This is a genomic window from Vagococcus luciliae, from assembly GCF_024637875.1.
GTDB classification, from domain to species: Bacteria; Bacillota; Bacilli; order Lactobacillales; family Vagococcaceae; genus Vagococcus; species Vagococcus luciliae.
Genome location: NZ_CP102451.1, coordinates 248,483 through 270,447 on the forward strand (window position 1 = coordinate 248,483; position 21,965 = coordinate 270,447).

At 31.7% G+C, this 21,965-nt stretch carries 20 protein-coding genes, 1 tRNA gene and 1 pseudogene; 2 read left to right on the plus strand and 20 right to left on the minus strand.

Going from position 1 to position 21,965, the window contains the following annotated elements:
- Nucleotides 1–158: 158 nt before the first annotated feature.
- Nucleotides 159–1,346, minus strand: coding sequence for a carbohydrate-binding domain-containing protein (locus G314FT_RS01375; RefSeq protein WP_257701767.1), 1,188 nt, complete (start codon nt 1,344–1,346; stop codon nt 159–161).
- A 277-nt stretch (nt 1,347–1,623) separates the two neighbouring features.
- On the opposite strand from G314FT_RS01375, the pseudogene G314FT_RS01380 reads away from it, so the two are divergent.
- Nucleotides 1,624–2,157 (plus strand): annotated as a pseudogene (locus G314FT_RS01380) (GNAT family N-acetyltransferase).
- Nucleotides 2,158–2,288: 131 nt separating this feature from the next.
- On the opposite strand, the gene G314FT_RS01385 reads toward G314FT_RS01380, so the two are convergent.
- The 12 genes from G314FT_RS01385 to rlmH form a co-directional block, all read right to left on the minus strand.
- Nucleotides 2,289–2,807: a hypothetical protein gene (locus G314FT_RS01385; protein ID WP_257701768.1), complete on the minus strand. Its 519-nt coding sequence runs from the start codon at nt 2,805–2,807 to the stop codon at nt 2,289–2,291.
- 145 nt (nt 2,808–2,952) lie between these two features.
- Nucleotides 2,953–3,954, minus strand: coding sequence for an adenosine deaminase (gene add / locus G314FT_RS01390; protein ID WP_257701769.1), 1,002 nt, complete (start codon nt 3,952–3,954; stop codon nt 2,953–2,955).
- A 278-nt stretch (nt 3,955–4,232) separates the two neighbouring features.
- On the minus strand, nt 4,233–6,425 hold the full coding sequence (locus G314FT_RS01395) for a transglycosylase domain-containing protein (RefSeq protein ID WP_257701770.1): 2,193 nt from the start codon (nt 6,423–6,425) through the stop codon (nt 4,233–4,235).
- 55 nt (nt 6,426–6,480) lie between these two features.
- On the minus strand, nt 6,481–7,737 hold the full coding sequence (locus G314FT_RS01400; protein ID WP_257701771.1) for a PASTA domain-containing protein: 1,257 nt from the start codon (nt 7,735–7,737) through the stop codon (nt 6,481–6,483).
- Nucleotides 7,738–8,380: 643 nt separating this feature from the next.
- Nucleotides 8,381–8,539 (minus strand): hypothetical protein, encoded by a 159-nt coding sequence (locus tag G314FT_RS01405; RefSeq protein ID WP_257701772.1) that lies wholly within the window; start codon nt 8,537–8,539, stop codon nt 8,381–8,383.
- An 8-nt stretch (nt 8,540–8,547) separates the two neighbouring features.
- Nucleotides 8,548–8,874: a carboxylesterase family protein gene (locus G314FT_RS01410; RefSeq protein WP_257701773.1), complete on the minus strand. Its 327-nt coding sequence runs from the start codon at nt 8,872–8,874 to the stop codon at nt 8,548–8,550.
- Nucleotides 8,875–9,453: 579 nt separating this feature from the next.
- Complete coding sequence (locus G314FT_RS01415; RefSeq protein WP_257701774.1) at nt 9,454–10,617, minus strand: hypothetical protein; 1,164 nt, start codon at nt 10,615–10,617, stop codon at nt 9,454–9,456.
- A gap of 499 nt (nt 10,618–11,116) precedes the next feature.
- Complete coding sequence (locus G314FT_RS01420) at nt 11,117–11,293, minus strand: DUF1643 domain-containing protein (RefSeq protein ID WP_257701775.1); 177 nt, start codon at nt 11,291–11,293, stop codon at nt 11,117–11,119.
- Between the two features lie 12 nt (nt 11,294–11,305).
- Complete coding sequence (locus G314FT_RS01425; protein ID WP_257701776.1) at nt 11,306–11,626, minus strand: DUF960 family protein; 321 nt, start codon at nt 11,624–11,626, stop codon at nt 11,306–11,308.
- A gap of 113 nt (nt 11,627–11,739) precedes the next feature.
- Complete coding sequence (locus G314FT_RS01430; protein ID WP_257701777.1) at nt 11,740–12,615, minus strand: aldo/keto reductase; 876 nt, start codon at nt 12,613–12,615, stop codon at nt 11,740–11,742.
- 76 nt (nt 12,616–12,691) lie between these two features.
- Nucleotides 12,692–13,111, minus strand: coding sequence for a MerR family transcriptional regulator (locus tag G314FT_RS01435; protein WP_079346057.1), 420 nt, complete (start codon nt 13,109–13,111; stop codon nt 12,692–12,694).
- A 102-nt stretch (nt 13,112–13,213) separates the two neighbouring features.
- Nucleotides 13,214–13,693, minus strand: coding sequence for a 23S rRNA (pseudouridine(1915)-N(3))-methyltransferase RlmH (rlmH, locus tag G314FT_RS01440; protein WP_257701778.1), 480 nt, complete (start codon nt 13,691–13,693; stop codon nt 13,214–13,216).
- A gap of 310 nt (nt 13,694–14,003) precedes the next feature.
- Here rlmH and G314FT_RS01445 point away from each other — a divergent pair, with 310 nt between their 5' ends.
- Nucleotides 14,004–15,371 carry a S1C family serine protease gene (locus G314FT_RS01445; protein ID WP_257701779.1) on the plus strand — a complete coding sequence of 456 codons (1,368 nt, stop codon included), beginning with the start codon at nt 14,004–14,006 and terminating at the stop codon, nt 15,369–15,371.
- A gap of 61 nt (nt 15,372–15,432) precedes the next feature.
- On the opposite strand, the gene G314FT_RS01450 is transcribed toward G314FT_RS01445, so the two are convergent.
- The 7 genes from G314FT_RS01450 to G314FT_RS01480 all read right to left on the minus strand — a co-directional run bounded on the left by G314FT_RS01450 (nt 15,433) and on the right by G314FT_RS01480 (nt 21,928).
- Complete coding sequence (locus tag G314FT_RS01450) at nt 15,433–16,248, minus strand: MBL fold metallo-hydrolase (protein ID WP_257701780.1); 816 nt, start codon at nt 16,246–16,248, stop codon at nt 15,433–15,435.
- Nucleotides 16,249–16,260: 12 nt separating this feature from the next.
- Nucleotides 16,261–17,094 (minus strand): two-component system regulatory protein YycI, encoded by an 834-nt coding sequence (locus G314FT_RS01455; protein WP_257701781.1) that lies wholly within the window; start codon nt 17,092–17,094, stop codon nt 16,261–16,263.
- Complete coding sequence (locus G314FT_RS01460; protein WP_257701782.1) at nt 17,094–18,383, minus strand: YycH family regulatory protein; 1,290 nt, start codon at nt 18,381–18,383, stop codon at nt 17,094–17,096. Before G314FT_RS01460 ends, G314FT_RS01455 begins: the two co-directional genes overlap by 1 nt.
- Nucleotides 18,380–20,206, minus strand: a complete 1,827-nt coding sequence (gene walK, locus G314FT_RS01465) for a cell wall metabolism sensor histidine kinase WalK (RefSeq protein ID WP_257701783.1) — start codon at nt 20,204–20,206, stop codon at nt 18,380–18,382. Before walK ends, G314FT_RS01460 begins: the two co-directional genes overlap by 4 nt.
- A 12-nt stretch (nt 20,207–20,218) precedes the next feature.
- Nucleotides 20,219–20,923 (minus strand): response regulator YycF, encoded by a 705-nt coding sequence (yycF, locus tag G314FT_RS01470; RefSeq protein WP_257701784.1) that lies wholly within the window; start codon nt 20,921–20,923, stop codon nt 20,219–20,221.
- Between the two features lie 437 nt (nt 20,924–21,360).
- Complete coding sequence (locus tag G314FT_RS01475; protein WP_257701785.1) at nt 21,361–21,666, minus strand: hypothetical protein; 306 nt, start codon at nt 21,664–21,666, stop codon at nt 21,361–21,363.
- A 189-nt stretch (nt 21,667–21,855) separates the two neighbouring features.
- Nucleotides 21,856–21,928: transfer RNA gene (locus G314FT_RS01480), tRNA-Lys, on the minus strand.
- Nucleotides 21,929–21,965 lie beyond the last annotated feature (37 nt).

Sequence of the window (21,965 nt, forward strand, 5' to 3'; positions counted from 1 at the left end):
AAAAACAAACAAAAATTTAAATCTAAAAGAGATTATTTTTTTTAATATATTTTTTATGTTTCAAAACAAACATAAAAGAAATAAAAAATCGATTATCGTATTGGATAATCGATTTTTTCATTACTTTTATTTTATTATTCGGCTAATGGTTAAAATAATTAGTGTCTGCTACCTCCCATTCTTGCACCTCCTCCCATCATATTCTCAGGAATCTTATTAACTTCTTCACCATTTATAATAATTGTCCCACCATTATAAGTAGCATTTCCATCATAATCAAAGGAAGAATTTCCAGAAATTGTTATGTTACCACCATTTACAATTATGTCTCCATTTGAATCAATCGCGTCCGTATCGCCTTCTTCCATCGTGATATCAATTGTTCCATCATTGATGGCTATGATAGGATCTGAAAAATTAGAAGCTACAGCGTTAATACCGTCGTCAGACGCTTTTATTGTGATATTACCACCATTAATTGACATCAAGGTTGCCTCTAATCCTTCTACACCACTTTGAATGTCAATAGTACCATCATCTATCACCATTTTTTCCTCTGCATGTATAGCATCATCTCCGCTATTGACTGTGATACTACCACCTGCAATATAAACAAATCCTTTTGTTTCATCAGTATCATTAGTTGATTTAATACCATCTGCAGCAGCATCAATAGTAAAGGTGCCATCAACAATATAAACTGAGTCTTTTCCTCTGATACCATCATCTTCGCTTTTCACAATGTAGTTACCAGAAATAAATTTCAAGTCATCTTTCGATACAATACCGTCAGCAAAATTTGACACAACATTTAGGGTTCCAGTTCCAGTAAAAATTAAGTCATCTTTTGAATAAATTGTACCATCAATACTCTCATCACTTCGTGTTGCCGAATCTTCTAATGTGTTATTACTACCCTCAGATAATTCAATAACTGTATTTTTAGCTTGCTCTACGTAAATAGCTTCTCCGTCATTACTTTTAATTGTAACACCGTTTAAAATAAGGCGAACATTTTCCTCTGTATTAATATGAACTCCGGCTGTTGATGAACCTGTTAACTCATATGTACCAGCTTCAGTTATATTAAGAGTTTCATTATTTAAGGTTATTTTTTTAGTTGGTAGACTATCCCAATCAATGTCTTCGTCTCCATTATCTAAATCAACCTCATTTGTTTCAGTTTGACTGTCTTTAGTAGAAGTTGATATAGCACTTGTGACAATACTTTTAATTGATTCAGACGAATCATCCTTAGCAGTTAAATTGATTTGGGTAAAGAAAATTGTCCCAATAATAATGAAACATGATAATCCAATATACAACCATTTTTTTATAGATTTCATTATAAGTTCCTCCTTAATAGATTATAGTTATTTAATTTAAGACACATTTTAGCGTTAAAAACTTAAACTAACCTAAAAAAGAAAGATTATTTGGTATTTTATTAATCCTTAAACTTTCATCACTTATTAAAATGTCAAACTATTAAAAAAACCATTATTCCTATGACATACTTAAATAAATAGATTAAAAAGACAATCAGTATTCACATCTAATAGTCCTTTTAACATTTTATTTCAAAAATAATGACTTATATACCCAGTAAAAGGAGAACACATCATGTCACTCATCATTCGATTAATAAGTGAAATACACCAAGATGATATAAATCTCAAAAATGAACCCTTTCCTATTTATGGGTGACTGATTCCTTCTTATAATAATGAATCGTTGGATTATACGACTGAACTATTTGAAGAAAATAAAAAAGGAACTCTCTGTTTTCCCGGTGAACAGTATTCCTATGATGAATTAAAAAAAGAACATTTTTTTATTGGAGCATATGATAAAAATCAATGTATTGGATTGGCTATTTTTAAAAAAGGATTCTTTAAATACATGTATTTGTATGATTTAAAAGTTAATTCGAACTATCGTCAACAAGGAATTGCGACACAACTAATAAAAAAAGGATTATCATTGGCATTAAATCAAGGTGATAAAGGTATTTATACTCAATGGCAGGATAATAATCTATCAGCTTGTCTATTCTATCTAAAATGTGTTTTTGTTATAGGCGGACTTGACACTAAAGTATATCAAAGAACTCCTCAAGAATATAAAAAAGACATCTATTTCTATTTAAATGTTTAAATTTTATACTAAATTATCCAAAATAAGAAAAAGTTAGTAATTTATAAAAAAAAGTCAGATAAATCAATGGTTGATTTATCTGACTTTTTTATTTAAATATCATAGTTTCTATCACTTTTTGAACAAAATGGTTATCTAAATAAAATAAGCAATAGATAAAATAAAAGGCTCAAACCAAACAACATAATAAGTATGAGCAACCATTTGGGTAAATTTTTATATGCATCCTTTAAAGTAGAGTATTTTCGTGCATCAAAATGATTCTGTAAATTTTTAGCTCCTTGTTTTGACCAATTATCTTTGTCTGCCATATTCAATAAAAAATTAAAATCCTTATCATATTTGGAAGATTTCCCAGATTGATAAGGTATAGAAGTGGCTTCAACGATATAAGGCTTCGATTGCTTATTGATATAAATATTAAAATGATACACATATGGTTTTATCAAATCTTTTTCAACTTCTACTTTGTTAATCTCCTTTATGTTTACTTTATTATCCAATACTTCCTCCATAGAAAAATAGGCAGGCTTCAATTTATAATAATTCATTGGTAGATAATAAAAAATAACAAATATCACCACAGTACATAATGCAAACCAAACACATGCTTTGATTAGATCCATCATTGCTTTTTTTGTATTATCCAACTGACAATCTCCTTTTAATTAACATACTATCCATATCTTAATTAAGTATATAATGATTTTTTAAAAAATAGCAACAAATAAAACATAATCGTGTTAATGTTCTGTTTATTTTTTATTTATAATACATAAAACAAAAATAAACTCATTAATATATATACTCTCTATGTATCATATTTTTTAACTTTTCTTTTACTTCTACACTTGAAAAAGATGCTTCTACAGCATTTAAATTCAATTGTTTCATCTCAACTAATGTGAGATCAAAATAGGTTGCTAATAAAAAAAACTCATTAGTCAAATCCGTATTAGAGACTGTACGATTATCAGTATTTATAGAACATAAAATATGATGATCTAAAAATAATCTAAAAGGATACTCTTCCCATGTTTCTATAGCATTAGTTTGAATATTACTAGTAGGACATAATTCCAATAAGATATGTTGATTAGCACAATATTCCATTGCTTCAACACTATCTTTAATAGCCACACCATGACCAATCCTTGTTGCTCCCATTTCGATGGCTTCAATCACATGTTGAATACAACCACATTCTCCTGAGTGTAAAGTTATATTCAACTTTGATTGCTTCGCAATAGAAACAACATCCTTAATTTGTCTATTTGATACAGCTTTCTCATCCCCCGCAAAATCAAACCCAACAACTGATTTATCTTTTACCTGTTTAATACTATCTATAAGCTCCATATTCTTTGTTGTTTGATGGTGCCTCATAGCAGATATTAACAAGTTAACTTGTACATCAACTTCCTCCTGAGCCTTATCTATCCCTTTCATCACAGCTTGAATAATCTGCTCAACACTTAAGTTATTTCGCTGATGAAGTAGTGGAGCAAACCGAATCTCTATGTAACGAACATTTTCCTCTCCAACTTGTTTAACTAAATCATAAGCCGCTATTTCTAGGTTTTCTTCATTTTGAAGTAATGCCAACACACTATCAAAGCTCTCCAAGTATTCTCTCAAATCCAGACATTTTTTAGGTGCTACGACCTTCTCTAATTCCTTTAATGGAATTTCTTCTTTAATTGCTAGTTTTTTTAAAGTTTCCATTGAAATCGAACCATCTAAATGACAATGCAATTCTATTTTTGGTAATTGTTTGATTTTTTCTCTCGTTAACAAACTATCTCCCCTCTCTTATTCAGCCATGCTTGTATTTTTTACAATTATTTATAGAATCATACTAAAATCTGTTGGTTTAAGCAAATTATTATCATTTTAAGGATAGGTACCTAATCACATAGATAGTTTCATGATGATAGCTTTGGTAAATGGCAAAAAAGTTCATAAACACAATATATTAAAAGTAATATAAACATAAAAAAATACCCCCGCTGAATTCATGTAATAGAAATCAACAGAGATAGTTTTTATCATCATCACGTAAAATTTATATTTCCCTAATCTTGATACGTTTGATCTAATATTTCTTTTGTTTTTAAATAATCTTCTTCAAGTGAATGATATTTTTCTATATCCTTTTCATCAATTTTCTTATTTTGTATCTTTAATTTATCTAAATCAGTATCAGATAAAGTATCTAGTTTATTAATAAGTGGATTAGATTGTTGGTTACTTGTGAAAACTTCATTTCCAAATTCAAATGATTTAGCTTCTCTACCATTCATCATGACTTTAAAAGCACTATTCATTAAATATACTCTTCCTTGATTTGCTGTCTCATGTGGATAAGTCGTTGGTGCATAAGTCGCATCAACATAGGTTGGACTTCCTAGCCACGTAGCAATTGAGAGCTCTGGTGATGCCATCACCAGAAGCGAATCTGGAGATTTAGTTTGGCTATTGGGTACAGAACTCTCAAAATTACTTGAACCTGACTTCATCACATAAGTATCTTGACTAAAACCTGTATATTTAGGTCCAGCATACGGCTCTGATCCGTTCTCTCCAGTCACTTCTTTTAGCATGCTCACCATAGTTTTTGTCGTGCTTGAACTCATCGTTCGCTCGCTTTCAACATCAGAAAGTTTTATTTTGACAGAGTCCGTTTCAATACTTTCAATAGTTGTAGGCTCAACTCGAACGCCGTCATTTCCAAAAACGCTAAATGCAGATGACAATGCTAAAACATTCGTTGGATAATTAATTGCTTGCTCTGCTGTGTAAGTTGAACCTTTTGGGTTATAAGATGCCAAACCAAAAGGTTCCATCATGCTGTTTTTTTGTTGGTCATTTGTCATTTGAAATGCTTCTACTGCAGCCGTATTAAGTGATAAGCCTAAAGCAAAAGAAGCACTCACCCTACCAAAATTTTGATTGCCATAGTTATTAACTTTCCAATCGCCCACTGTGAAAGAACTCCCATTTTGCATCGTATTTGGTGTCAGTCCAGCATACTCAACAGCTGGAGCATAATCCAGTAAAGGTTTAATCGTAGATCCTGATGAACGTGTTGCAGTATATGGAATGACTGGGTTATCTGAATTAGTTGCAAGACCAAGGATGTGTCCTGTTTTCGTATCTACCACTGAAAGAGCAGTCAAACTTTCTTTATGCTCAATATAGCCATTAGGTAATCGGTCATCTTTAGGATAGGTTCCCTCTACTATATTGTGTAATTCTTTTAATTGATTACTATCTGCATAAGTTTTGACTGTAATCGTTGTATTTTGCGGTAAATTTAATCCGCTTAGTTCATCTTTAACTTTTGAAACATAAGATTGATATTCTTTCGGTGTACCTTGTTGCTTGTATCTTTTCAATGTAAACTCTTCATTTTCACTTTGAACTACGTCTACCGTTTGCTCATATATTTTTTTACTAATGAGTTCTTTATCTTTCATAATAGATAGAACAGTAAGAGTCCGCTCCTTGCCACTTTTTTCAAAATCTTGAACATAGACTGAAGGAGATTGACCTAAACCAGCCATATAAGCCATCTGAGCGACTTGTTTTGGATCATTTTTATCTATATTAGACATATCATTACCAAATAGCTCAATTGATGCTGCTCTAACCCCTACAGTATTAGGAGTTAAACGTAATTCATTTAAATAGGCTTTTAAAATCTCATCACGATTATATTTTAATGATAATTTTCTAGCATCAATTAATTGAATAATCTTATCTGACAATGAATTTTTATTATTTGAGCCAAAAACCATGATTTTAACTAATTGTTGCTCAATGGTTGAGCCACCTCTAGAAACAACTTTTTTCCCTAATTTCTTTCTAACTTGAGAAACTACGGCCCCCATCGTGTCTTTGATAGAAAAGCCATTTGTTTTTCTAGTATAAAAAGAAGCATCTTCTACTGCTAGTAGTGTATCTAAATATAATTGATTAACATTCCAAGTTGGATTGTATTGAACTGGATCAAATTTAACGACGACATTATTTTTATCTAATGGTTCATCATTTTTATCTAAAATAATGAAAGATTGTGTAATCTTATCATCAATGTTTTGAATTTCAAGTAAAGAGCTATAAGGACTGTATCGTTTGCTAATAATATAAGTTCCTATCGACATAGATAATATCATAAGCATGGCTACCATGCATAGAATGATTACTACTAAATGGCGACGATTAAGAAACTTTGAACGTTTCTTAGAAACTTTTTTTTGAGACATTGTAGACCTCCTTTTCCTATTTATTAATCATGCTTTTTATAGAATAACAACATGATTAATCACTTGATTCTGTTGTCTCCTCTGTACTAGGTGAGGTAGTTTCACTAGTTGTCGAAGAGATAGAAGTAGAGGTAGAAGATGAAGTAGACGAGCTACTCGATTCTGAAGAGAATGCTTTTTTAGCAATAGGTTGATTCTCAACCACTACTTGGATGGTAGACCCTTTAACAATAAATTTATAGGTTTGAGATGAAGGTTCTTGTTTTAAAATTTTATCTTTTTCATCCCTATCCCAACTTTCCATATCACGGATATCATCAGGGACTGTTTCTCCATTTTTATATGTCGTGTTGGTATAACCTTGTATACTTAAATTTAAGTTTAATTGGTTCATTTCTTTCTTAGCTTCTCTAACAGTCATACCAACTAAATCTGGCATATCGACTGATTTTTTAATTAGTTTCTCGTTAGTTTCCAAATTAGATTGAAGTTCACTATATTTTCTCTTAAACTCCTCTTCCATAGTTTTTGACTGCAGATAATTATTTGCTGAATCAATATATTCACTTAGTTCCATTCCAAATTTAGTATTCGGTGCGGGTATAGCTTCTACAAGATTACGATAAGAATAAACTTGATTTTTAATGTTATTCGCTTCAATTATATTGTCATTTATTTCATCTAATAAACTAACAGATTTTTTAAAGCTTTGCTCACTTGTGACTGTTAGCATCCCCTCTTGATTATATATTTTGTTCAATAAATCTAGTAATTCTTGTGCATCTTTACTCATCTCTTCAGCATCTGTAACAGTTGCTTCTTGAAAAATATCCCTTAATTTATCATACTGTCTCGGTAGGACACTTTTATAGTACATAATATATAATTCTTCAATATCTTCATCTTCTATAATGTCGATATGTTTCTTTAGATTCACCATAGTAGCATCAATATCTGAAATAGCTGTTTTTCCCTTCATTACTTCTAATAATAATGCTTCATTTTTAGATAGTTGTTTAACTTTTTCATCATTTGCTTCATATAACCAGGACTCAAATGCATTATTTTTTAAAGCTCTTATTAGTCTAGTATCTGTTTTTTCAATCTTAGTTAGAAGATAGATCTCTTCTTGAGTGATATTTTGTGCCTCAGGTATATCATTAATATAATGATATGCTTTGAAAAATAAATAGGCACTGGCTAAACTAATTATTAGAAAAAATGAAACAATAAATAGTTTCCAAGATTTACTTAGTTTCTTATATTTTTTATTCTTTGTTTTAGATATCCTCACACGTTTTTTCTTTTTCATTTCGGATAACCTCATGTATCTTTTATTATTAATATAGTTCTATATTTTTTTGATAAATATGTAATTAATTATACACTAAAATAGAACAAAAAAGACAAAATACCTATACTTAAAAAAATAGATTAATAGCTACCTCATCATAGTCAGTAAAACTATCCATACAAAGTTACTAAAATAAAGAACATATTTTATCGTCATGACAAAAACTATGTATATCTTTATATATTAATTTAACCTTTTTATCTGGATCACTTTCCAAAGTTAGCTTTTTATCAACTATTAAAACATTGGGATTTCCCACCGAATATTTTTTCCAAAAAAGATTCTTACCATTTGGATTCCCTGTTTTAGCAAAGTTACCAATATATTGACGCATATAATGGTCTAATCTTTTAGCTTTTAGTATATTTCCAAAATATAAATACATCCCCATATCAAATTGAATAGGTACATCAATTATATGACATGATATCTGTTAATAATTTACTATTTTCCAAAAAGTTTGGAAAATTGGGATAATGATAAATTATGTGTTGACACTCTTGTGGAGTCATATATGGAAAAAATTTCTTACCTGTCTCTTCCGACACATTTGGGGTAAATCTTGTAAAAATCCTTGCTTCATTTTTTGTACTACCAATCATCATAAGTTTTTTGCAAAAAAATATCCTTTATAAACAGATTCTGTTAAGAATATACCATCAATTACTGGGGCGAATGTCATGATTCCTAATATTTTTTCTCTAACAAACTCTTCTAATTTGTGATTAACTGCTAATAATCTATCAGTGGAAAAGTCCAATAAATCATCTACCTGATCAACTGATACTCTCCTAATAAATCTAAATACTTTTGAGAGATTGCTGTGGTCTCTTGTTGAGTAAATAGTGATTCTATACATGCACTTTCTATAATCATTTTATGAGAAAGATGCTGAGCAGAAGAAACTTTATTTAAACAAGCAATTAACATAGCTCCAGCAGATTGCCCAAATAAAGTAACATTATCAGCGTTACCTCCAAATTCATAAATATTTTCTTTAACCCATTCTAATCCGCAGATAACATCTTTAAGTCCAATATTACTATCAAAATTATCACTAAAGGATGTAAAATCTAAAAAGCCGAATACATTCAACCTATAATTAATTGTGATAATGATACACTATGTATCTTCACATAATTTTTGAGCATCATATGTTAATTCAATCCCAGTACCTTTTTTACCGATACCTCCAGATTCAAAACTCTCTCCATAAATCCACGCTGTGATTGGAATATCATCTTTAATTTCTGAAGGTTTCCAAATATTTATGACATAATGAAGCAGAAACCCTCGATGTATCCATGTAAATTTATACTTTACAAATTTTTCCTAAATTTATTTATAGCAACTGATGATTCTTTAAACAAAAAAACGCACCATTTATGATAAGGTTATCTGTACCATAAGTAAATGCGGTCTTTTTAAGCTTTAAGTTGCTTTTCAGATAGCTATTCATAAATAAAATACCAAATATATAATTTTGATGTTCCGTTATATTGTCCCATCCTCTTTTTAGATTTTAACATATCTCATATTTTTATTTACTGTTCACTTGATACTACCGTTATGTAACCTTTCTCTTTGTACTCTAATAAAAAAATAATCTACCTATAATCTTATTATATAGGTAGATTACTTAATAGAATATTACCGTAATTGATATGTCAATTCCTACTCGATTTTTTTATACGTTGTTTCTCCCATTTTCATCGTTTGATCATCAATTAATTCTAACGTCATTGTTTTATCCACCAAAACAATAGTAAGCATATCGCCATCAAGTGTTACCTCTTCCACCTGTTTTTTCTCGATTGGTTCACCTGGTCCTCTAAAGATCTCCACTTCACTATCTGAAATGATCGTGAAGAAACTATCTCCTGGTACAACTCCCCACTTACCTACCATCTCTTGTAACTTTTCTTTTCCTTTATTGGCTGAGGTTTTAACTACTTCCCCCGCCGCAATATCTGTGTCTAGTATTTGATCCCAATTTGTATCACGACTTAAATTTCTAGGTTGACCATTTCTTGGCATATCATTATACATATTGCCATCATAGTCAATCGCGATTGTTGTGCCAGGGGCTTTTTCATAACCTGGTACATAAATATTAACACTGTAACGATAATCGCCATTTGTTTTTTCATCTGATAGCACACGGTATGAATACCCATTTGCTTTTGATTGATACATATGAGCTAACACCCATTCTCCAAAGGCATCTACTGTTTTAAACAAAGCTCTAGTATCTTTGGTAAGATGCATCTCTTTTTTTGCTTCATCAAACGTTTTAACCGCTGTTTTATCCTCTGATAATATACCATATGTATCATCACTAACTGATTTATTTTTAACCTCATCTTTTTTTAACCCATATGTTAATAAGATTGATCCGTCATCTTCTAAATATAATCTTTCAAAATCTGATTTAGTACTATTTTCATCTAGTGCTAAATACTTTGAAGGATTAGTTGGCAACACAGTATAGGTTTTATTAGTAGATGGTCTTAAAATAATTTCATCATTGTGAATAATATATTCTCCTTCAGTATACGTTACACTTTTTTCTCCAACCACACTATAGTCACTAACTTCTTTGTATTTATTTCCCTTAAGAAACGTAAAAGATAGAGTATGTTTTCCCATTTTCCCCTGAAAATTTTTTCCCACAATTGATGCTTGTTTGTTCTCTGCAGAGTTTGTTGTCTTTATCTCTTTTGTCACTGCGCTTGTTGACTCTATAGTTGAATTTATAGCATCCTGTTCTTTATTTGTACATCCAGATAAAAATAACCCCATACAACAAAGCAATACCCATAAAACACGATAAATCATTTGTCTCCTCCTAATAATTTAATTTATACTTTTTTATTAAAAATAATAAAATTATTTTACCATATACTTCACTAATAATTGTACTAATTTTATAACTAATCTTGACTCACAATCGAAATAAATAGGATACTGATGGTCCAAATAATGTTAAATAAAGATTCAATACACATAATAAAACAGAACTAGGCATATTCAGTTGACTTACTCTCTATGAACTCTTTTTGAATATCAACAAGAAAATCAATAGCACCAATAAGAACAATTACTTCTTTTAATTGTTAAATATAAGCACCTCATTCATCTGTTATATTTATTAATTCTTGATTTCATCAATGATAAGTTCATAATTGATACACGTTTATTTGTAATGTAATCATTTTTTCTATCCTTATAGTTTTATTTTTTCCAATAAAGTTTCAGATAGTTTCTTTGTGGAATCAATCCCTGAGGCAAAGTTCGCGACTAAATATCCTTGATATCCCATCTCAACCACATGATTTTAAATCAACATCGTTATCAGGTCATTTTCTACCCCACCCACTGAAGCTGGCTTCAAGGTAATCACGACAACAATCGCTTGATTATCAGCTCCCCATGTTCGTTGTAATAAGTACCGGTGGTTGTGATCATCACTTAAAAAGACCTCATTTTTTATTGTATGCGTTTCTACTTTCATCTTATTCTCTCCTTAATATTCCTCTGGTAGTAACATGGTTTGTGCTTGTCCATCATCAATCGCCCATATTTTGTTTACGCTAAGTGAGCGGTATTCTTCAAACAAGTGAAGATGATATATCTGTTTAACCTCGGGGTTTTCTTGGCGATGAACAATCGTTAATAGCTCATGTTCAGTATCCACATTGAATTCAATGATTTGTAGGTAATCCATTGTTGGTTCATTATCTTTTGCCTGTTGTAAGATCAATTGCCAACAAAAGTATTGAAGTTGATACGATACCGCTTCTTGAACGCCTTTTGTCACGTAATACTGATTCTCTCTATCAAACATCTCTTTTCCTCCTTCTATTTTTGTGTACACAAAAAAGCCCAACAACCTAAATAGTTGTTGGACTCATTGTTATAATATATATTTGAAACTTAATTTATATCAATTTATCAATCTTATATATTACTTTTTTCTGTATCTAACATTCGTTTCATAAACCATTCAACTTGTTGAGGATCATCGTGGTCAAAAAAAGCTGATTCTTTTTTATCTAGTTGAGCAATCTTTTTCATGTCCTCTTCTGACAATTCAAAATCAAAAATATTAAAATTTTCTGCCATGCGTTCAGGACGAACAGATTTTGCTAAAGCAATGATATTTCTTTGCATTAACCACCGCAATACCACTTGTCCCACCGTCTTATTATACTTTTTCCCAATTTCTGCTAATTCTTGATTTTGGAATAATTCATGTCGCCCTTCCGAAAATGGTGCCCATGCTTCTATTTGAACATCATATTTTTCATGCCATTCCTGATCTTCTATCCGTTGATTCCAAGGATTGACCTCTATTTGATTGATTTGAGGTTTTACTTCATTTAACCCAACAAACTCAATCATTTTAGATGATTTAAAATTTGATATGCCAATCGCTCTCAATTTTCCTTCTTTTTGGGCAGTCATTAAGGCTCTCCAAGCTCCATAAACATCTCCATATGGTTGATGAATAAGATATAAATCTAAATAATCTAAACCCATTATGGAAAGTGAATGCTCTATGGTCTTCATTGCTTTTTCTTCCGGTGTTTGTAAAATAAACAATTTTGATGTGATAAATAGTTCCTTACGAGTAACGATACCTTCTTCAATCGCTCGTTTAACCCCTTGCCCTGTTTCTTTTTCATTTCCATAAATAGCAGCAGTATCAATTAACCTATATCCAACTTTTATGGCTTGATACACAGCCTCAGCTGTTTCTTCTAATGGTATTTGATAAACACCAAACCCAAGTTGTGGCATTTCGACTCCATTATTTAATTTAATTATATTCATATACTCGTCCTCCTAAACATTTATTAGTACACAATTAATCATAAACCTTAGAGTTCACTCTATAGCAAGTAAAAACTTATTTTTTTCTTTCCCATAATTTTTCAATATTCTCATCTGTCATCTTGCCAGCTTTAAATTTAGCTAGATGATCATCATACGTATCGATTTTATAGACTAATAGTTCTCTTACTTCATTCATTTCTGCCAACTTCTTATCTAGTTCATCCAATTGATCCAGTAATAATTGTTTTTGAGCCTCATCAACATCTTGTAATCCCCTTAATTGAGATAATTGAGCAAATTCAATCATCGACTCAATCGATAGTCCTGCACGACGCAGATTTTTAGCTAAGTAAATCCAATTTAAGTCTCTTATTTGGTAATCTCTATAACCACTCTCATTCCGATTAACTGGAGGAATAACCCCCACTCGTTCGTAATAACGCAATGTATCCGTACTCAAATCAAACATTTCTGCTGCTTTTTTGATATTCATATTCATGTCTCCTCATATTATTAATATAATATGATTATAAACCTTAGACCTTACTTCATAGCAATCCATTATTTTTAGTTTAGTAAAATTAAAATAACCGCATCATTTGTGATACGGTTCTCCATTATTAATCCTGAAAGTTCGATAAATTTGTTCTGTTAAAACCAATTTCATTAATTGATGTGGATAAGTCAGTCGACCAAATGATAATTTTTCATCACTTCTCTTTAACACATCTGTGGATAACCCAAGTGATCCTCCTATAATAAACACAAACTGACTTTTCCCACGTGTGGTCAATTTGTCTAATTTACAAGCAAATTCTTCTGAAGATAATTGCATGCCTTCAATAGCTAAAGCAAAGACGTAATCTTGGTCACTCACCTTACTTAAAATGCGTTGTCCTTCTTTGTCCTTAACTTGCTCCATCTCTATCTGGCTTAGGTTTTCTGGCGCTTTTTCATCGGACACCTCTATCATCTCTAATTTGCAATATCGACTCAAGCGTTTACTATACTCATCTATCCCCTGTCTCAAATATTTCTCTTTTAATTTGCCTACCGTAATGATTTTTATTTTCACATTTATCCATCCATTCTCTTTATTTTTATACTAAAAAAGTTATCCACATTTATCCACGGTTTTACTCACAATAAAAAAATTTCTATGATAAAGATTTTTCTACTTATCCACTAAACTGTGGGTAAGTTATGTTGATAACTTTTTTATTTTCCACCTTCATACTTTTTCCTTAAATTCATTATTTCTTCATAGTTTAAAAAAATATCTTAAGTTTTTCAAGTATTGTTACAATATAACCACTAATATTAGACTAATACCACGTTCTTATCTTATAATAAGTTAAACATAAATTTAAAGGAGGATGACATCTATGAGAAAAGACGTCACACCAAACGAAGAACAAAAGCGTGAAACTATACATAAAAAAAACAATCCCACTCCATCAAAACCCTCTCTTTTTAAACGTTTTGGTATTTCATTAGCTGCTGGAGCATTAGGTGGACTACTTGTAGTAGGGGGCTATGCTTACATAAATGACCATAATGCTTCAAGTTCCAATAATGCGTCAACTACAACTGCTCCTGTTGAAAAAGGAAAAACAACTGTTAGCAATGTGAATGTCAATGTTGAATCTGAAGTAACAAAAGCAGTTGAAAAAGTTGAAGATGCTGTTGTATCCGTTACAACTTACCAAAAAAGTAGTTCTGAATTATCCGATATAGAAAAAATATTTGGTCCTGCTTCTGGTTCACAATCATCTGAAGATGAGTTACAAGAAGCTGGCGAAGGTAGTGGTGTTATCTATAGAAAAGATAATGGAAAGGCTTATATTGTAACTAATAATCATGTTGTTTCTGGTGCTAGTGCTGTCAGTATCATGTTAAATAGTGGTAAAAAAGCTGATGCAAAAATCGTAGGAACAGATACCTATAGTGACTTAGCTGTTCTTGAAATTTCTGATAAAGACGTTACCACTATAGCTGAATTTGGTAATTCAAACAACATAAAAGTTGGTGAAACTGTTCTAGCAATCGGTTCTCCTCTTGGATCAACTTTTGCAAACTCTGTTTCTCAAGGGATTATCTCGGCGAAAGATCGTATGATTACAAATCAAACATCTGATGGAGCAATTATTAACAGTAAAGCAATCCAAACAGATGCAGCAATTAACCCAGGTAACTCAGGTGGTGCTTTGATCAATACTGCAGGACAAGTTATTGGGATTAATTCAAGTAAAATTGCTCAAGCAGCTTCTGGTGTTAGTGCTGAAGGGATGGGATTTGCTATTCCAAGTAATGAAGTAGTTAACATCATTAATCAATTAGAACAAGGTAAATCTGTGGCTCGTCCTATGCTTGGTATAAAAATGGTTAATTTAAATGTATTAAAAGCAGAAGACAAGAAAAGTGTTCTAAAATTAGATGATAAAATTACTAATGGAGTCGTGGTTGCATCTGTTGAGAAGGATACACCTGCTGCAGCGGCTGGTTTGAAACAATACGATGTCATTACTAAAATTGATGGGAAAGACATTGCAAGTACAGCTGAACTACAATCCATTCTTTATTCTAAAAATATTGGAGATAAAATTGAGTTAACATACTACCGTGACGGGAAAGAAGCAAAAACAACGGTTAACTTGACTGAAGATTCCAGTAAATTAGAAGAACAACAAAAACAGGCTCAAAAACAACAAACAGAACGAAGTAGTAACAACTCTACTAACCCTTTTAACTAATATAAATTATAAACGCCCCAATCAGTCATTATTCATGACTGATTGGGGCGTTTCTTTTTAACTAAATTGCAAATAAATCACAGGCTTTATCAGGGTCAGTGTCCATAATTTTAACTTGACCACCTGCATCAATATTATGTTGTTGTAAAATACCTGTTACCGTCATGTTAGCTAGCTCTTTCATATTATTTTCTTTACTTAAATGCCCTAAATAAATATGTTTGGTTCGATCACCAATAATTTCAGTAGCAGCTAGTGCACCATCTTCATTTGATAAATGCCCTTTGTCACCTAATATACGTTGCTTAGTGTTCCATGGATAACGACCCATCCGCAACATATTAGGGTCATGATTACTCTCTAGCAAATAAGCATCAGCATTTTTTATAACACCTTTAACTTGTTCACTACAATATCCAGTATCAGTCAAGACAACAAACGATTTATTATCCTTATAAAATCGATAAAATTGTGGCGCTATTGCATCATGGGATACACCAAAACTTTCAATATCCATATCACCGAAAGTCATAATTTTTCCCATATCAAATATATTTCGTTGTTCAACAGGAACATTCCCTATTGATTTTTCCATCGCTTGCCAAGTTAACTCATTAGCATAAATATCTAAATGATATTTCCTTGCTAAAACACCTACCCCATGAATATGATCACGATGTTCATGAGTTACCAAAATTGCATCTAAATCTTCTGGCGATCGATCAATGGATGATAATAGACTCGTAATTTTTTTTCCACTAAGGCCAGCATCAACCAGTACTTTTCGTTTATCTGTTTCAATATATAACGAATTACCAGTACTTCCACTAGCCAGTACACTAATATTAAAACTTGTTTCTGACACTATTAAATGCATCCTTCCTACTAGCTACTTATTAATAACCTCTGATACAGAAGATGAAATGACCGCATTAGTAAAGGCGTTCACACGTTCTGTTTGTGTCACATTTTTACTACTTTCAACTGAAACAAACCACGCTGGAATATAGACATCCTTTCCTCGAACCGAAAAAATACGCGTATAACCTAGATGTATCCATTTAATTGTATCACCAGATTGAATACGATTATTGGTATATAAACTAATAATCGCATCACGCTCAGAAATCACACTTTGTATTTCACGTAGTGGCTCAATACGACTAATGTGTGTTTGTTTATAGCTAGATATCTGATTACTTTCAAATTTATCTTGAGAAACAATCACAGATAATTGAGCTGTTTCATCATAAAATGGAATGCCTTCATATGTTTGATTGTAAATATAATTCTTTAACGGAATGGTTTCTTCTTCGTTTAGTACATAATCTTTTCCATATAATACATTAGATGAATTACGAATAAAATCATCAAGTGACTCAATGGCATTTGCTTTTTTTATGACGACATCAGATTGAGTCAGCATTTGACTAGTAAGTTGATTATTGTTCACTTGCCATGATTGGTCAGTCAATTTTTCACGTGCATCAGTTGCTAAGTCATCTTCTTCTGCTGAAAGATAGTACCCCTCTTTTTTCACTTTTGACAGATCTCTAGGAATCTCAATATGATCTGCCTTTAAACGTTCTTCTAAATTTTCTGAAATACTTCCTGTTGAAATATAATCTTGAGGCTCTCTTCCTTCTTGATAGATATAGAACAAAAACATGTTCAAAAATAAAAACACGATAAAAAAGATGCCTTCCACTCGCCTAAAATCCATTAAGTCTGGCCTCCTTTAGCCAGTGTTTTTTCTAGCTCTTCTTGAGTCATCCAATTGTTATCATATTTTATATACCAAGAAGGGACTAGATCAATGGCCTGTTGTGTTTCTTTATTCTGCTCCCACTTGTACCCTATCTGAATATCTATTATTTTAGACATATCTGCACCTTGATCTTTCAAATGATCAACTAATTCTTGAGTGGGCACAAGAGTCACAGAATCGTCTGAAGGTAGAGGAATTTGCAAAGTATCTTGATTGGCTTTAATAAACACATTTTTATTTTGAACAGTCGTTGCCAGACAGCCTTTCATATTATCACCAAATACAGGGAAACCTTCTACATAATTTCTATATACCACTTCATTACTAGTATCTGAAAAATATCGAAGATTACCTAAAGATGTCCCCATATCTTCTACATATTGAAACGTATCATAATATAAGCTATTTTCATTTCCAGAATGACTCTGTTTTAACTTACCAAAATAATTCACTTCACCTGTTTGACTATCAATAGTTAATGACTCTCCCTCACTATTTGATAAACTTAAGTTTTCACCTTCATTTGAGAACAAATCATTTGGTTGATTGAAAAATCCACGTGAAAACGTCGTAAAAGACTGTGTGGCAATAATATAACTATAAGTTTTGAGCTTGGCGCTATCAGCTAAATAATAGATACCTGCGACATTATCTGTAGGTAATAGGGCATTTACATAATTATTATTTTCAGCATCAAGTATTGAAGTAATACTAGAAATATTTCCTTTAACCTCAACTTCTACCCCTAATTTATTTTTGTAATTCACAAAATAAAGTTTTCCATCATCTAGGGACATAATTAACCAATTAAACATTAAGTTTTTGCTATCACGTGGCAAGGTGATAGATAAATTATTCATATTGATGAATAAAGAGGCTGGAATAGCACTTGGATAAACCAAATTAAATAAATCGCGTTGCATAGTTAGACTTTCTACTTGGCCTGTTGTCATAGTACGAGTAGTTCCAAATTCAAGTGACACAATTTTCTCATGCAAACTTGTCATGGTAGATTCTTTATTAGAGTACAGGAAATGATCTCCATTCCCATGATGATAAAATAACTTGGTTGGCATATAAACTTCCGTCATATCTTTTTTTTGCACAACGGCTTTGACTTTTGCTGTTCTATCTTGAAAACTTCGATTAGCAGGTTTTGTCCAAATTTTCCAAGATAAAAATAAACTAAGTAGCACCATGCAAATAACGCCTACTTTTAAAATATTCTCTCCCATTTTACTCATTCCCATAGATCCTCCTCGTAAGGTTCATAAGGTAGTGAAATAAAGAATGTCGAGCCTTTATTTTCTTCACTTTCAGCCCAAATATTTCCGCCATGAGCCAAGATTGATTCTTTAGATATAGCTAGTCCTAAACCAGAACCACCCATCGCACGAGATCGTGCCTTATCCACTCGGAAGAATCGATCAAATACACGTCCAAGGTTTTGTTTTGGAATACCTAATCCCTCATCTGAGATACTTAATACGACATTCTTATGCGTTTCAAGTAAGCGACATGTTATGGTCCCGCCATCAGGTGAATATTTCATTGCATTATTTAAGATATTATCCAATACTTGAATCATGCGATCAGTATCAATATCGACCCAAATCGCTCGTTGAGTAAATTCTCGTTTAATCACATAATTTCTATCACTATCTTTAATAACCATATCAAAACGATCTAACACATAATTAAACAATTCATTTAAATTGACTAATTCTTTTTGTAACTCAATTTTATTGGCATCCATACGTGATAATTGAAGTAAATCATTAATCATCCGAATCATGCGATTGGTTTCTTCTTGTGTAACTTTTAAAAATTGTGGGGCAACTTCTGAATCTTGCCATGCACCATCAAGTAAAGCTTCAATGTAGCTTTTCATACTTGTTAGCGGTGTTCTTAACTCATGAGATACATTTGAAACAAATTGGCGACGTTCTTCTTCATCTTTTTCTTTTTTGGTCACGTCATGAAGCACACACACTAATCCACTGATAAAACCAGACTCTCGCCGAATCATTGAAAACTCTGCACGAATAAGAGTTGTTTCACTAAAATCTTCACTAAAATCAAGTAACACATCTTCTTGTACTTCTAGTAAGTCCCTAAAGCTATACTTATCTCCTAATTTTAATAACTCTAAAATGGATTGATTGATGACATCTTCAGTGCCAATTCGAAGTAGATTTAACGCTGTGTCATTAATTAAAATGATGTTTCCACGACGATCAGTTCCGATAACACCATCAGACATATGAGTTAAAACACTATCTAGCCGACGCCTCTCAGCATCCATGGTTTCTTGTGTTTCTTTAACACGATAAGACAGTTCATTAAATGTCTCCCCTAATTGTCCTAACTCGTCTTTCCCATAAACTTCCACTTGTCCTGAATAATCACCATTAGCAATTCTATCTGCTTGTTGTTTCATTTCGCCAATAGGCTTTGTAATCGTTCTAGATACAAGCAACGCTATAATTAACGTAAAGATAAGCGCAATCATCGATGCATAGAAAAATATCAACGTAATCTCACTAACTTGTTGATACTTACTTTCTATATTGCTTTTAACATATAATGAACCAATTACCGTATCTCCAGTAGGGGAATATATTTGTTCAATATTAATAAATACCCTCTGCCCCGTTTGTGGGTCTGTTCGTTCTTCTTTTTTTTGATTAAATGAATTAAATAATTCATAATCATTCTTTTTTCCAACATCTCCTTGTAGATTTGGATCACTTGTTGCCATAACAATCCCTTTATCATCTACTAAACGAACTTCTAAAATTTCATTTTTAGAAAATTCATCTAAAATTCGCTTTAAATTAGATTCTTGTTGTGAATCATTTTTTTTGCTAATTTCAGAGCTTAAATTGGTCGCGAGTGTTTCAACTTGGTTAGTCACATTTTCCTCAAACGTCTGAATTGTTGATGTTTCAAGCACTCGGATAAAAATAGCTCCGATAATCTCAATCGAAATCATCAACAGTAGCACAAACACTAAAGCAATTTTAAAGTGAACCGATGAAAAAAAGGGCGTTCTATTTTTTTTCATTATACGATTCACCTAATCTTGTTCTGGATTTCTAAGATAATAACCAACACCACGCCGTGTAATTAACCAATTAGGATGACTAGCATTATCCTCTATTTTTTCTCTCAAACGTCTTACCGTCACATCTACTGTACGCACATCACCAAAATAGTCATAACCCCAAACCGTTTGAAGTAAATGCTCACGCGTCATAACTTGTCCAATATGTTTTGCAAGATAATGGAGTAATTCAAATTCACGATGTGTTAACTCAATGGTTTCCCCACGTTTTGATACCACATAGGCATCAGGGTGAATAGTTAAAGCACCTATTGTTAATTCATTATTTTGTATTTCTTCCGTTTTAGACGTTGTATTATCATGTCGACGTAAATTAGCTTTCACGCGCGCCACTAATTCACGATTAGAGAATGGTTTTGTCACATAATCATCTGCACCAAGTTCCAATCCTAATACTTTATCTATTTCGGAATCTTTGGCTGTTACCATAATAATCGGCGTATCATACTTTTTACGTACATCGCGACACACTTCTAAACCATCTTTTTTGGGTAACATTAAGTCCAAAATAATTAAATCTGGATTTACTTCATCCACCATTTCAACTGCTTCTTCACCATCAAACGCGGTAAAAACTTCATATCCTTCTTTTGTTAAATTAAATTTTACTATATCTGAAATAGGCTTCTCATCATCTACAACTAGTATTTTTTTCACTATTGGTCACCGTCCTCAATTCTTCTTCTTTTTCATAAAGGTCATCCACACTATTATACAACATTTTGAATACTTAAAAAACATTTCCGATTTTCAGAATCATTTCAGACTTTTTTGATACTTTTCAGTAAATATTACTTATTTTATTTCGGTATTTTGCGTATGTATGAGAAAAAAATGACGACTTTATATTGGTTGATATATCAATGTTTATAAACATTCTAATCTGTGTTATTTAATTAACTTGTTCTTTTTCATTGTGACTTTCCTACATATAACTTAAACTTAATATATAAATTAATTCATTTAATTTATTCGGCTAATAATTGAAGTAAGACTAGGTTTCCCCTTCCCTTACAAAGTCTAGTCTTATGGAAGCAAAAAAAGTTGAGAGTAAATCTCAACTTTTTTTGTATCTTTTTTATCATGCTAAAAAATCAAGCTTTCGCCTGTGTTTTAATTGCATTTAATTTTGACTTTAATGAATCAATATGACTTTCCGTTGGCTCAACTTCTAAACGTTCAAAGACACTAACCATAGTTTTCAACTCTTCATCATCCAAATCATCGATAATATCTAACAAATTTTGATTGTCTTGTAATTTATCTTTTACCAACAATTTATACTTTAGACGATTTACTGATTCTGTAGTTTTCTCAATACCTCTTTTAGTTAGTTTAGTTACAGCGATGAGACCCATGATGCCTGTTGCTGTAACAACACATTTTGTTGATTTTTTCATACTAATCATCCTCCATCTCTTTACTAGTTATTATAACATCAAAGAATTTTTTCTTGTACTAAAAACCCTTCTTTTTATAACGATACTCTTATCATCTCGCCACAGATTGAATTTTTAATGAAGTAAAAATAAAAAAACATTGTGGAATAAGTTCATACTAACTTATTCCACAATGTTTTTCTCATTTTATGGGCTGTAAGGGGCTTGAACCCTTGACCCACGGATTAAGAGTCCGTTGCTCTACCAACTGAGCTAACAGCCCAATAGTTAACAGATTTATTATATCACTTGTTATTTTT

What these genes read in the sequence shown, in the direction of transcription:
- G314FT_RS01375 (WP_257701767.1), bottom strand. Translation starts at nt 1,346, where the DNA reads ATGAAATCTATAAAAAAATGGTTGTATATTGGATTATCATGTTTCATT.
- G314FT_RS01415 (WP_257701774.1), bottom strand. Translation starts at nt 10,617, where the DNA reads ATGATTTATCGTGTTTTATGGGTATTGCTTTGTTGTATGGGGTTATTT.
- G314FT_RS01445 (WP_257701779.1), top strand. Translation starts at nt 14,004, where the DNA reads ATGAGAAAAGACGTCACACCAAACGAAGAACAAAAGCGTGAAACTATA.
- G314FT_RS01435 (WP_079346057.1), bottom strand. Translation starts at nt 13,111, where the DNA reads ATGAATATCAAAAAAGCAGCAGAAATGTTTGATTTGAGTACGGATACA.
- G314FT_RS01455 (WP_257701781.1), bottom strand. Translation starts at nt 17,094, where the DNA reads ATGGATTTTAGGCGAGTGGAAGGCATCTTTTTTATCGTGTTTTTATTT.
- G314FT_RS01450 (WP_257701780.1), bottom strand. Translation starts at nt 16,248, where the DNA reads ATGCATTTAATAGTGTCAGAAACAAGTTTTAATATTAGTGTACTGGCT.
- G314FT_RS01475 (WP_257701785.1), bottom strand. Translation starts at nt 21,666, where the DNA reads ATGAAAAAATCAACAAAATGTGTTGTTACAGCAACAGGCATCATGGGT.
- G314FT_RS01400 (WP_257701771.1), bottom strand. Translation starts at nt 7,737, where the DNA reads ATGAAAAAGAAAAAACGTGTGAGGATATCTAAAACAAAGAATAAAAAA.
- G314FT_RS01460 (WP_257701782.1), bottom strand. Translation starts at nt 18,383, where the DNA reads ATGAGTAAAATGGGAGAGAATATTTTAAAAGTAGGCGTTATTTGCATG.
- G314FT_RS01430 (WP_257701777.1), bottom strand. Translation starts at nt 12,615, where the DNA reads ATGAATATAATTAAATTAAATAATGGAGTCGAAATGCCACAACTTGGG.
- G314FT_RS01395 (WP_257701770.1), bottom strand. Translation starts at nt 6,425, where the DNA reads ATGTCTCAAAAAAAAGTTTCTAAGAAACGTTCAAAGTTTCTTAATCGT.
- walK (WP_257701783.1), bottom strand. Translation starts at nt 20,206, where the DNA reads ATGAAAAAAAATAGAACGCCCTTTTTTTCATCGGTTCACTTTAAAATT.
- G314FT_RS01425 (WP_257701776.1), bottom strand. Translation starts at nt 11,626, where the DNA reads ATGTTTGATAGAGAGAATCAGTATTACGTGACAAAAGGCGTTCAAGAA.
- G314FT_RS01420 (WP_257701775.1), bottom strand. Translation starts at nt 11,293, where the DNA reads ATGAAAGTAGAAACGCATACAATAAAAAATGAGGTCTTTTTAAGTGAT.